Source organism: Cupriavidus sp. CuC1 (genome assembly GCF_044627735.1).
Taxonomy (GTDB): Bacteria; Pseudomonadota; Gammaproteobacteria; order Burkholderiales; family Burkholderiaceae; genus Cupriavidus; species Cupriavidus ulmosensis.
Genome location: NZ_JBIUHC010000004.1, coordinates 139,102 through 151,438, shown reverse-complemented (window position 1 = coordinate 151,438; position 12,337 = coordinate 139,102). Strand labels below are relative to the sequence as shown.

The following is a 12,337-nucleotide window of genomic DNA, read 5'->3' as shown; positions in this document are numbered from 1 at the left end:
GGGTGCGGCAGGCTGGACGCCCGCGGCGGCGCCCAGCCCGCCCGCCATCGCCTGGCCCATCACCGCGCCGGCCGCCAGGCTGGCGCCAAGTCCGGCCACGCCGCCCTCGTTCTGCGCGGCCAGCGGGATCGAGGTGGCGACCTGGTACTGCGTGAACTTCGCCATATCGCCCATCATGCCCATGGAGATGCGAGTGTCGATGGCCTTTTGCAGTTCTTCCGGCAGCGACACATTGGTCACCGCGAAATTGTCCAGCGCCACGCCATGGCGCTCGAACTCGGGCACCAGCTTGTCGCGGATGGTCTGCGACATCAGCGCCTGGTTGGCGGCCATGTCCAGGAAAGGCACCGAGGCGCCGCCCAGCGTGGCGGTCATGGTGGCGATCAGCAGGTTGCGCAACTGCTCTTCCACCTCGTCGCGGGTGTACTCGGCGCGCGTGCCGCTGATCTCGGTATAGAACCTGGCGGCGTCTGCCACCTTGTACGAGTACAGGCCGAAGGCGCGCAGCCGCACCATGCCGAAATCGGCGTCGCGGATGGTAATCGGCTGGGCGGTGCCCCACTTGCGGCCGATCTGCAGGCGCGTGCTGAAGAAGTACACGTCCGACTTGAAGGGCGACTCGAACAGCTTGTCCCAGTTCTTCAGGTAGGTCAGCACCGGCAGCGTCTGCGTGGTGAGCTTGTGCATGCCGGGCCCGAACACGTCGGCGATCTTGCCTTCGTTGACGAACACCGCCATCTGCGACTCGCGCACCGTCAGGCTGCCGCCGTACTGGATTTCCATATCCTCCATCGGATAGCGCCAGGCCAGCACGCCGTCGGTGTCCTCCGTCCATTGGAGGATGTCGATAAACTGCTTCTTGATGAACGATCCGATGCTCATGGCAATCCCCAGGTTCTCAGCGTTGTTCCAGCATGTTCAGTCCAATCAGGACAGACAGGCGGCGTTGATCGCGCCCACCGTCACCGAGATGGCGCCCATCAGGCCGCCCATGCCGATATTGTTCGATTCGATCGCTGCGTCCATGTCGGGCAGCGCGCGCGCCAGGCCCGCATAGGCCAGCGCCTGCACCAGCATCGCACCCACCGACCACACCAGGAACATAAGGAAGGTGTCGTTGTGCTGGATGCTGGACGACAGCGTAAAGCAAAATCCGATCATCGCCCCCGACAGCGAAAGCGCCGCCGCGAGGTTGCCCTGGCGGATCAGCGCAAACTCGCGAAAGGGCGTGATCCTGGTGTAGACTCCGACGAACACTGCCAGCAAGGCAAGGCCGGCCAGCAGGTGCAGCACGTAGGCGTAGATGGCTTGCATCTTGGTTGTTCTCCGGCTGGTTCTACGACGGTGTTCCGGGCTGCGGCAACAGTAAGCGGTGAAGCCATATTGGCAATATCAGCATTGTTGGCAGTTAGCGCCCAAGTATATCCGTTGTCCATTTCGGTTCATCACAACTTTTTTCAGCGTTTTGTCCTGCGCTTTTCCGGTTTGCCAGGCGTGCTGCGCATCGCGCGGCGGCCCGCCTGAGCGTCACGCCTGCCCTGCCCGGCTTGTTATCCGATCCCCGATCCCCTACCCCCGATGCGCGACCGTACCCTTGTTCTTTCGGTGTTGATCGTGGCGTCCTGCGGGCTCGGCTACGAGCTGATCGCCGGCGCCCTGTCCAGCTACCTGCTGGGCGACTCCATCCTCCAGTTCTCCTCCATCATCGGCTGCTACCTGTTCGCCATGGGCGTGGGCTCGTGGCTGTCGCGCTATGTGAAGGACGAGGACGTGCTGGCCCGCTTCATCGATATCGAGATCCTGATCGGCCTGCTCGGCGGCATCTCGGCGGCGCTGCTGTTCGTGGTGTTCGCCTGGCTGTCTGCGCCCTTTCGCACCGCGCTCTACGCCATGGTGTTCGTGCTCGGCGTGCTGGTGGGCATGGAGATCCCGCTGGTCATGCGCGTGCTCAACACGCGTCGCACCGCCTTCAGCGAACTGGTCAGCCGCGTGCTGACCTTCGACTACCTTGGCGCGCTGGCGGTATCGCTGGTGTTCCCGCTGGTGCTGGCGCCGCGCCTGGGGCTGTCGCGCACCGGCTTTCTGTTCGGCATGCTGAACGCCGGCGTGGCGCTCGTCACCATCCATATCTTCCGCGATGAGCTCAAGCCAGTGATGTCGCGCATGCTGCGCGCCTCCCTGGTGCTGGTGCTGCTGGCGGGCGGCTTCTTGGCTTCCGGGCGCTTGACCCACTGGGCCGAGCGCGGCATGTTCGGCGACGAGATCATCCATAGCGAGAGCACGCCGTACCAGCGCCTGGTGATCACGCGCTGGAAGGATGACATGCGCCTGTATATCAACGGCAACCTGCAGTTCTCCTCGCGCGACGAACACCGCTACCACGAGGCGCTGGTGCATCCGATGCTGCAGGCGCTGCCGTGGGCGCGCCGCGTGCTGGTGATCGGCGGCGGCGACGGGCTGGCCGTGCGCGAGATCCTGAAGCACAAGAACATCGAGCACGTCACGCTGGTCGACCTCGACCCTGCCATGACCACGCTGTTCTCGCGCAGCGAGCCGCTGGTGGCACTGAACCAGGGCTCGCTCCAGGACGCGCGCGTGCAGGTGGTCAATGCCGACGCCGCGCAATGGATGGAGCAGCACAACGAGATGTTCGACGCCATCATCGTCGACCTGCCCGACCCGTCCAACTTCGGCCTGGGCAAGCTGTACTCGGTGCCGATGTACAAGCTGATGTCGCACCATCTCGCCGAGAAGGGCTATGCGGTGGTGCAGTCCACCTCGCCGTACTTTGCGCCGCGCTCGTTCTGGGATATTGACGCCACGCTGCGCGAGGCGGGCCTGCATACCTGGCCCTACCACGCCTACGTGCCGTCCTTCGGCGAATGGGGCTTTATCCTTGCGGCCAAGCGTGACGACTACACGCCGCCCACGCGCTACACCGTGCCGCTCAAGTTCCTCGATGCCGACAGCACCGCGCTGATGTTCCGCTTCCCCGCCGACATGGCGCCGCGCGAGGCGCGCGCGAACCGGCTCAACGAGCAGTCGCTGGTGTTTGATTTCGAGCAGGACTGGCGCAATGTCATTCGCTGATCTGCTTTGCCCGCAAAGGGAGCCGGCATGGATCGCCGCCGCTTCCTGATCGCCAGCGCGGGCACGGCCGGTCTGAGCCTGTTGTCAGGCTGCGACCGGCTGGGCGACGATGCCAGTCGCTTCCTGGCTGGCGTCGGCCTGCGCGAGCCCACGCCCGTGGTGCTGCGCCCCGGCATGGCCGAGGGCCACGCGCTGCGCGATGCCGCCAGCTGGCCGTCGGGCGTATCGCCGCAGGACGAGATCGTGACCGACGTTGCCATCCTCGGCGGTGGCGTGGCCGGGCTCAGCGCTGCGTGGCAGCTGGCGCGCGGCGGGCTGAAGGATTTCCTGCTGGTGGACGGCCCGGAGTTTGGTGGCAATGCGGCGGCCGGAAGTTTCGGCGGCGACCTTGCCTTCCCGCGCGGCGCGCACTACCTGCCGCTGCCCTCGCCCGAATCCACGCATATCCGCGAAATGCTGGCCGACACCGGCGTGATCCAGCGCGACCCGTTCGCCGCGCGGCCCGAGTTCGACGAGCGCGCGCTGGTGCATGCGCCGGATGAGCGCCTGTTCTTCGACGGCAAGTGGCACGACGGCCTGCTGCCCAGCGACGCCGCACCGGACGAAGAAGCGAAGCAGCACGCGCGCTTCCTCGCGCGCGTCGAGCAACTCAAGAGCGCGCGCGGCAGCGACGGCCGCAAGGCCTTTGCCATCCCGCTGGCGCTGGCCTCGCAGGATCCGGCCTGGACCGTGCTGGACCGGCAAAGCATGCGCCAATGGATGCTGGCCGAAGGTTTTACCGCGCCCACCCTGCACACCTATGTGGACTACTGCTGCCGCGACGACTACGGCGCGGGGCACGACCTGATCTCGGCCTGGGCCGGCCTGTACTACTTCGCCAGCCGCGCGGGCCATGCCAGCGATGCCGCCGACGGCGCCGTGCTGACCTGGCCGGATGGATTGCATGCGCTGGTGACGCGGCTCTCGGCGCGGATCGATGCGTACCTCGGCGCCAAACCTGCCGCCCAGCCCTGGCGCCGCCCCGGCATGGCGCTGCAAGTGCAGGAGCAAGGCCGTGGGGTGTCGGTCCTGTGCGCCTGGTGGCCGGACGGCGTTGGTGCCCAGCCGCCGCGCCTCTACCGCATCCGCGCGCGCCGCGTGATCTGCGCCATGCCCCTGCATGTGGCTGCCCGCGTGGCGCCGCTGCGCGAGTTCGGCTTCGACCCGGGGCGCCACCTGCCGCCCACCGCGTCCTGGCTGGTGTCCAGCTTCCGCCTGCAGGGCTTCCCGCCGGAAGCGCCGGGCGTGCCGCTGGCCTGGGATAACGTGGTGCATGGCGGACGCGGGCTGGGTTATGTGGTGAGTACCCATCAACTGATCCGGCAGGCAAAGCCAGCGGCCACGGTCTTTACCGCGTACTGCCCGCTGGACGCTGCGGCCAGCCCTGGCGCCGCGCCGCGCTCGCTCACCGGCACCCGCCGCTGGCTGGCCGAGGCCAGCGCCGCCGAGCTGCTGGACTACGCCACCACCGATCTGCGCACGGTCTACGGGCGCGCCTTCTGGCGCCACGCCGACGCGGTGGAGATCACGGTGCGCGGGCACGCCATGGCCTCGCCGCGCACGGGCTTCTTGGGCAACGCCGGTGCCGCGGCCCTGCGCGCGGCCGATGGGCGCATCCTGTTTGCCCATGCGGACCTGTCCGGCGTGTCGGTGTTCGAGGAAGCGGCGTGGTGGGGTACGCATGCCGCGCGGAAGATCCTCGGCTGAGGGCTTCCAAGTGGTGCCTTCGCCACAACATGCCGCAGCGCGGCATCCTGTAGAATTCTTTGCTCGATTTCGTGTCGAACCTCCCTGACACGCGATCCCAACCCCAATTTTTTGTGCGCGCAATCCGCTTCCTGCTGCTGCTCCTGATGCTCGCCGTCATGCCCTTCCAAAGCTGGGCAGGCGCGCGCACGTGCGCAGTGGGCAACGCGGTGCAGGCGGATTCGTGCAGCGCGTTGGCGCAGGCGGCACAAGACGAAGCCGCTTGCGCCACGGCGGACGAAGCGGCTCATGCTGCCGCCGTCGATGCCAGCGCAGCGCCCGGCCCCGTTGACGCCGGCGACGCCAAGGATCCGTCGCAGCCCGGCGCCGACCTCGCCGAATCCCTGTTGCCGGCCTCGCCCCTGCGCTTTGCCGCGGGGCTTGCCCGCAGCAGCGCGCCCACGCACCGCGCGGGCGCCATGCCGGACCCCGACCTCCCGCTTCAGCAGCGCCCTCCCAGCGCCTGAGTTTCCCCCGCGCGCGAGGCTGGCCTTGCGCGCCCTCGTTGTTTGTTCCCGGTTTTCTTGTCGTTAGTCTCCTGCACGCGGCGCGCCTGGCATGGCGCTGCGCGTGCTCGCGATGCGCGCCCCCGTTTTCACCATTGCATTGATCACTTCCTCACATAAAACATGAAACGCGTCCTGCTCTTCCTGGCGACCAACCTCGCCGTCATGCTTGTCCTCAGCTTCACCGCCAGCTTGCTGGGCGTGAACCGCTTCCTCACCGGCAATGGCCTGAACCTCGGCATGCTGCTGGCATTTGCCGCGCTGATGGGCTTCGGTGGTTCCTTTATCTCGCTGCTGATGTCCAAGACCATTGCCAAGTGGTCGACCGGCGCGCAGGTCATCGCCCAGCCCAGCAACGGCACCGAAGTCTGGCTGGTGCAGACCGTGCAGAAGCTGGCCGACCGCGCTGGCCTGCCGATGCCCGAAGTGGCCATCTATGAAGGCGAAGCCAATGCGTTTGCCACCGGCGCCACCAAGAAGAGCTCGCTGGTTGCCGTATCCACCGGCCTGCTGCAGACCATGTCGCACGACGAAGTGGAGGCCGTGCTCGCGCACGAAGTCGCCCACATCGCCAATGGCGACATGGTCACGCTCACGCTGATCCAGGGGGTGGTCAACACCTTCGTGATCTTCCTGGCGCGGATCGTGGGCTACTTCGTGGATTCGATGCTGCGCAAGAACGATGAAGAATCGAGCGGCCCCGGCATCGGCTACATGATCACGGTGGTGGTATGCGAGATCGTGTTCGGCATCCTGGCCAGCATCATCGTGGCCACCTTCTCGCGCCATCGCGAATACCGTGCAGATGCCGGCGCGGCCAAGCTGATGGGCAGCCCCACGCCGATGGTGGCAGCGCTGCGCCGCCTGGGCGGGATGGAACCCGATGGCCTGCCGCAGAATATGCAGGCGATGGGCATCGCCGGTGGCAAGTCGTGGCTGTCGCTGTTCTCCAGCCACCCGCCGATCGAGCAGCGCATTGCCGCACTGCAAGCCCGGGGCTGAGCGCGGGACACTTTGTGGATCGAAGAAAACTGAGGGCTCCGCTTCAAGTGGCTCCTTGCTAAGCCACCCCTCTCCCCGGCCCTCTCCCCCTGAGGGGAGAGGGAGAGACAGCCGTCGTCATGTCCGATGGTTTTGGCCTGTTCGTTCGGCTTCGGCTTGCGCTCGCTATTCCCGCGCCTCAGGCCTCACCCGGAACGCTGCCCGGTACCGCTCAGGCGTGGTCTGCACATGACGCTGGAACGCCTGCCGCATTACATCGGCATTGGCAAATCCCGTCGCGCGGGCGATGCCATCCAGGCGTCGCCCGTCTTCCTCCAGCATCCTGCGCACCGCTTCCACCCGTAGCCGCTCTACGTAGCGCGCCGGCGTCTCGCCGACCTGCCGCGCGAACACGCGCGCGAAGTTGCGCGGGCTCATCGCTACGCGCTCGGCCAGCACCTGCACCGAGAGGTCGCGCGCCAGGTGCTCCGCCATCCAGGCCTGCAATTCACGCAACTCGGGGCTTTGCGCGCTCTGCGCCTGCAGCAGCGTGGAGAACTGGGCCTGGCTGCCGGGGCGGCGCAGGAACAGCACCAGTTCGCGCGCCACGGCGAGCGAGGCGGCATGGCCGAGATCGTCCTCCACCAAAGCCAGCGCCAGGTCCATGCCCGCGGTAACGCCGGCCGAGGTGTACAGGTCGCCCGCGCGGATCCAGATCGGGTCCGGATCCACCTGGACCCGCGGATGGCGCTCGGCCAGCCGCGCAGCGTGGCGCCAGTGCGTGGTGGCGCGATGGCTGTCCAGCAACCCGGTGCGCGCCAGCACGAACGCGCCGGTGCAGACCGCGCCAAGGCGGCGCACGTGAGGCGCCTGCTCGCGGATCCAGCCGATCAGGCGCGCATCATCGGCGGCCGCGGCGTGGCCCGAGCCACCGGCAATCAGCAAGGTATCGATGGGCCCGGGCAGCATGTCGCCGATGCGGTGGTACGGTGCGTCGGCCAGCAGCCGGATGCCGCTTTCGGTGCACACCAGGCCATCGTCGCGCACGCTGGCGACGCGGATGTCGTAGGCGGGCGAGGTCGTGCCGGGGAGCCGGTTGGCATGGCCGAAAACCGCGCTGGGCCCGGTCACGTCGAGCTCCTGCGCGGGGTCCGGCGCGACGAGTACGACGATGCGCGGCGGATCATTCGGCAAGGGATGGCTGGCAGGCATGGACGGTGACTCAGGGCGAGAATATGAGTGCGCGAGTGCGGTTGCCGCCGATCATACCGGCGCCGGCGCTTATCCGGCCAGCACCGCCGCGCACGGTGTGCTGCGCTGCCAGCCCAGCGTGACCAGCAGTGCCACCGCCAGTGCGGGCAGCACGGCGAGGTTGACCGCCTGCCAGCCGTAGCGGTACAGCACCTGCCCGGCCGCGAGCGTGGCCAGCGCGGTCAGCGCGGCGGCGGAGAATTCGGCCAGCGCCTGGGTACGCGCGCGCTCGGCGGGCCGGTAGCTCTGCGTGAGCAACGTGGTGCCGCCGACAAACATGAAATTCCAGCCGACGCCCAGGCACAGCAAGGCGACATAGAAGGCCGGCAGCGCGGTCGATGCGAGGGCCACGAGCGAACCCATCGCAGCGAGCGCGATGCCGCACATCAGCATCGGCCCGCGCCCAAAGCGCTGCAGCAGCCAGCCCGAGAAAAACGACGGCGCGTACATGCCCACCAGGTGCCACTCGATGATCTGCGCGCCTTGCGTGATCGTATGGCTGCACGCCACCGCGGCGATCGGCGTGGCGGTCATCACGAACATCATCACCGCGTTGCCGATGCCGTTGTTGGCGAACGCCGCCAGGAACACCGGCTGGCGCGCGATCTCGGCGAGCGGGCGCGCCGGCAGCGCGGCGGCGCCGTGATCGGCCGAGGTGGCAGCTGCGTGTGGTTGCGGCTCCCGATAGCCAATCGCCAGCAGCAAGACCGTGGCCATCCCGAACAGCGCGACCACTGCATACGATCCGGCGAAGGGCTGTGCCACCATCAGGTCGCTGCTCCACGCGGCAATGGCCGGCCCGCACACGGCGGCCACCACGCCGCCGGTGAGCACGGTGGAAATGGCGCGCGGCTTATCCACAGGCGCGGCGGCGTCCGCGGCGGCCAACCGGTAGAAACGCGCGAACGCCTGGAACATGCCGACCAGCGCCGTGCCGACGCAGAACGCCGCGAAGTCATGGTGAGCGATGGCCCACACCGACACCAGCCCGCCCGCGCAGCACGCCAGCCCGCCGAGGGAAAAGGCGATGCGGCGCCCCAGCCGTTCGATCAGGAAGGCGGCCGCGATGGCGGTGAGCGCCGACGCCACCGTGATCAGCGCAAACGGCAGCGTGGCCAGCGCCTTGTCGGGCGCGAGCGTGTACCCGACCAGCCCGGTCAGGGTCAGGTCGACCGACAGGGCCGAGGTGAACAGGGCCTGGCAGATTGCCAGGACCCGGGCTTGGGACATCGCGGGACGTGCCATCGGGCGCTCCGGTGAGAAGAGGCGGGGATGACACCGAGCGTACGAAAAGCGGGACCATGGCGGCTGACATTGATCCGCAGAATCCTGCCAACCGGCTCCTGGTTGGGCTAGTTGAACACGTCCTGGCGGTAATGCCCCTGCGCCACCATGCCCGCCAGCCAGTCGGAAGCTGCTGCCTCGCTCATGCCGCCCTGCTGCGCCGCGATCTCGATCAGCGTGCGCCGCACCGCCGGCGCCATCTGCCGCCCGTCGCCGCACACATAGAGCGTGGCGCCGTCCTGCAGCAGCGTCCACACTGCTTCGCGATCGCGCCAAAGCAGATGCTGCACATAGCGCTGGTCGGGGGCAGCGGTAGTGGAGTAAGCCGAATGCGCCTGCACCACGCCCTCGGCCTGCCAGCGCGCCACATCAGCGCGGTAGAGCCAGTCGTGCTCCGGATGGCGGCAGCCGTAATAGAACTGGCTGGCGGCTACCGCCTGGCCGGCTGCCTTCTGCGCCGCGCGCTCTTCCAGGAAGCCGCGGAACGGCGCGATGCCCGTGCCGGGCCCGACCAGGATCATCGGCCGCGCCGGATCGGGATCGGGCGCGAAGGCCGGGTTGGGCGTGCGGATCACCGCCGCCACCACCGCGCCCGGCGCGAGCCCTTGAAGCCAGGTGGATGCCACGCCACGGAACATGCCGCGCCCAGAGAGCGCCGGCGACCACACGGTGCCGACCGTGATCGTCGCCACGTCGGGTGTGACCGCAGGCGATGAAGCGATGGAATAGAAGCGCGGGCGCATCGGCACCGTGCAGGCCAGCAGGCCCGGCAGCGTGAGCTCAATGGCTGGGTGGCTCACCAGCACATCCACCAGCCCCAGCCGCTGCGATGCCACGCGCGCCGCGTAGCCGTCTTGCGCGTGGTCCGAGCCGAGCCGCTCCAGCGCCGCGCGCGTGAACGGGCAGCGCGTGTATTGCAGCAGCGTGCGCAGCGTCTGGCGCGACACCACATCTTGCAGCTCGATGAAATGCGTCAGCAGCTCGCGCACAGGCAGTGCCTCGCCCAGCGGCAGGCCGCGCGCGGCGGATGCAAGCGCGGCCGACAACGTCACCATGGCATCGGGATCGAGATCGAGCCGCTCGCACAGGTCCCGCACGGTGGCGGGAAGGTTCTGCGGATACACCGCAAGATGATCGCCGGTCGCGTAGCTGGCACCCTCCGGCAGGCGCAACTGGATGTCGCGCGTGGAGGTGCGCGGCGCTTCCAGCGCGAAGTCCCACAGGCCCGCCGGATCGTTGACCAGCTCCGTGTTGGCCAGCACGGTGAAGGCTTGCGTCGACGGCGGCAGCGTGCTGGCGCGGATGGTGGCGATATCGCGCAGCCGCACCTCGATCTGGCTGGCGCCCGCCGCATCGGGTGCGGCGCCCTGCTCCACGCGCAGCGCCTGCAGCGATTGCCACAGCGCGGCGAGCCACGACTCCGCGGCCTGGTCGAAGTCGCCATTGCCATCCGCCTCGCCGCGCGCGAGCAAAGGCACCGCGCCAGCCCCGCTGAAAAATTCATGCAGGCGCTTGGGAAATGCCTGGTACGTGGCCCATTGCGAATTGCCGCAGCCGAGCAGCGCAAAGCGCAGGCTTTCGGCGCGATAGCCAGCGGCATTGCTGCCGTCGAGCATGGCTTCGAAACGCCGCGCTGAATCGGGTGCGCGCCCGTTGTAGGTGGCCGCCACGATCACGGCGAGCCCGTCGGTGGGCAACGCCCCCACCGCTTCGTCAAGATCGCGCAGCGTGGCGGCAAAGCCGGCCGCCAGCGCGCCGGCGTGGATCTGCTCGGCCAGCTCGCGCGCGGTGCCCAGGCTGGAGCCGCACAGCACGGCGAGGGGCTGGCCATTGCCGCGCACCGCCGGGGGTTGCGATTGCACACTGGCAGCATCGGCCGCAGCCGCAGCGACGATGCGCTCATGCGCGCGGCGGCGGCGCGCGCGCAGCGTGAACGCATCCGGCTTCAGGGTCAGCGTTTCCTTGATGCGGAACTGGTAATCGTGCGTGTCGCTGAACTGGAAGTTGCGCAGCATCAGGGCCAGCGCGAGCTTGGCTTCGGTCAGCGCGAACTGGCGGCCGATGCAGGCGCGCTCGCCATTGCCGAACGGCTTGTAGGCGTGGGGATGGATCCTGGCCTCGTTCTCGGGCAGGAAGCGGTCGATGTCGAAGGTCTCCGGATCGGCCCACACTTTCGGGTCGCGGTGCAGCGCGGTGAGCACCACCGAGACGCGGCGATCCTTGGCGATCAGGTAGCGCCCGCCGATCACCGTGTCCTCGAACGGCGCCACTGCAAAGGCAGGCGCCGTGGGCCACAGGCGCAGCGTTTCCTTGAGCACGCGGTCGATCACCTGCAGCTTCGCCAGGTCGGCATAGACCGGCGGCGCGTCGCCCGGCAGCACCGCGTCCACCTCGGCATAGGCTTGCGCCAGGACGCCGGGATGGCGCAGCAGCTCATACAGCGCGAAGGTCAGCAAGCCGCTGGTGGTCTCGTGCCCCGCGATCAGGAAGGTGATGACCTGGTTGCGGATATTGACGTCGTCCAGGCGCTGGTCGGTGTCGGGGTCGCGCGCCTCCAGCATCAGGTTGAGCAGGTCGTGCGCGGGCGGCTGTCCGGCGTCCTTCCCAGCCGCGGCGCGGCGCTGCCGCACCACGTCGTCTACCAGTTCGCGCATGTACTGGATATCGTCGGCGAACTTGCGGTGCGCCTTGTGCATGAACTTGTCCTGCAGCGCAAAGCGCGTGAGCTTGCCCATGGCTTCCTCGAGCGCGCCGACCATCGCGTCGATAAAGGGATGCAGCTGCTCGCGCGAGAACGAGTCGAAGTCATAGCCGAAGCCCGACAGCGCGATGGTGTCCAGCGTGAGCCGGGTCATGTCGTCGGCGATCGGGATGTCGGTGTCGGCGCCCTGGCGGTCCCACTTGTCGACTAGGCGGTCTGCCACGCGCAGCATCACATCGAAGTAGCCCTTCATGGCGCGCTGGCTGAAAGCGGGCATCAGGATGCGGTGGGCGCGGCCCCAGTTCTCTTCCTCGGCGTGCGCGGTGAACAGGCCGTCGCCGGCCAGGTCGCGCAGGTACGACAGCGGCGGCCCGACGATCTTGCGAAAGTGCTGCCCATCCGACAGCTCGCCCACCAGCGCGGCGTCGCTCACGAACGCCACGCGGCGCCCGGCGAAATCGAGCTCGAAGATGCCATCGAAGGCGCGGCTGCGCGCCAGCAGATGCTGCCCGACCTTGCCCGGCGTGACCTGCAGCAGGTTGCCGACCAGTGGCCAGCCCGGGTCGCGCGGGATCGGTTCGAGCTTGCGTGCGGGCTGCGCAGCCGGCATGGTTGCGGCGGTTGCGGCCGGAGCGGCGGAGGCGGGAGTGGAGACGCGCTGCATATTCAGGTCACCAGATGGTAGTCGGCGGGCGAAACGCCTGGGTTGGGCCAAGGGGCTCAGGGGCTGCCTTGTGTC

Annotated in this window: 9 protein-coding genes; 4 read left to right on the top strand and 5 right to left on the bottom strand. The window is 68.2% G+C overall.

Annotation, left to right across the window (positions count from 1 at the left end):
- Window positions 1-882 (bottom strand): SPFH domain-containing protein (locus ACGLHR_RS03040; protein WP_400091778.1); only part of this gene is annotated, 882 nt, incomplete at its 3' end.
- Between the two features lie 45 nt (window positions 883-927).
- Window positions 928-1,314 carry a DUF350 domain-containing protein gene (locus ACGLHR_RS03035; protein ID WP_400091776.1) on the bottom strand — a complete coding sequence of 129 codons (387 nt, stop codon included), beginning with the start codon at window positions 1,312-1,314 and terminating at the stop codon, window positions 928-930.
- A 264-nt stretch (window positions 1,315-1,578) separates the two neighbouring features.
- Between ACGLHR_RS03035 and ACGLHR_RS03030 the strand changes: the two genes are divergently transcribed.
- The 4 genes from ACGLHR_RS03030 to htpX all read left to right on the top strand — a co-directional run bounded on the left by ACGLHR_RS03030 (window position 1,579) and on the right by htpX (window position 6,383).
- Window positions 1,579-3,090, top strand: a complete 1,512-nt coding sequence (locus ACGLHR_RS03030) for a polyamine aminopropyltransferase (protein WP_400091774.1) — start codon at window positions 1,579-1,581, stop codon at window positions 3,088-3,090.
- Between the two features lie 27 nt (window positions 3,091-3,117).
- On the top strand, window positions 3,118-4,836 hold the full coding sequence (locus ACGLHR_RS03025) for an NAD(P)-binding protein (RefSeq protein ID WP_400091773.1): 1,719 nt from the start codon (window positions 3,118-3,120) through the stop codon (window positions 4,834-4,836).
- 113 nt (window positions 4,837-4,949) lie between these two features.
- A complete protein-coding gene (locus ACGLHR_RS03020; protein WP_400091771.1) occupies window positions 4,950-5,342 on the top strand; it encodes a hypothetical protein in 393 nt (130 codons plus the stop codon).
- Between the two features lie 162 nt (window positions 5,343-5,504).
- Window positions 5,505-6,383: a protease HtpX gene (gene htpX, locus ACGLHR_RS03015; RefSeq protein ID WP_400091768.1), complete on the top strand. Its 879-nt coding sequence runs from the start codon at window positions 5,505-5,507 to the stop codon at window positions 6,381-6,383.
- Window positions 6,384-6,548: 165 nt separating this feature from the next.
- Here htpX and ACGLHR_RS03010 read toward each other — a convergent pair whose 3' ends face one another.
- The 3 genes from ACGLHR_RS03010 to ACGLHR_RS03000 all read right to left on the bottom strand — a co-directional run bounded on the left by ACGLHR_RS03010 (window position 6,549) and on the right by ACGLHR_RS03000 (window position 12,208).
- Window positions 6,549-7,574, bottom strand: coding sequence for a GlxA family transcriptional regulator (locus ACGLHR_RS03010; protein ID WP_400091767.1), 1,026 nt, complete (start codon window positions 7,572-7,574; stop codon window positions 6,549-6,551).
- A gap of 69 nt (window positions 7,575-7,643) precedes the next feature.
- Entirely contained in the window at window positions 7,644-8,858 is a 1,215-nt protein-coding gene (locus tag ACGLHR_RS03005; protein WP_400091766.1) for an MFS transporter, read from the bottom strand.
- 107 nt (window positions 8,859-8,965) lie between these two features.
- On the bottom strand, window positions 8,966-12,208 hold the full coding sequence (locus ACGLHR_RS03000) for a bifunctional cytochrome P450/NADPH--P450 reductase (protein ID WP_400091788.1): 3,243 nt from the start codon (window positions 12,206-12,208) through the stop codon (window positions 8,966-8,968).
- Window positions 12,209-12,337: the final 129 nt, after the last annotated feature.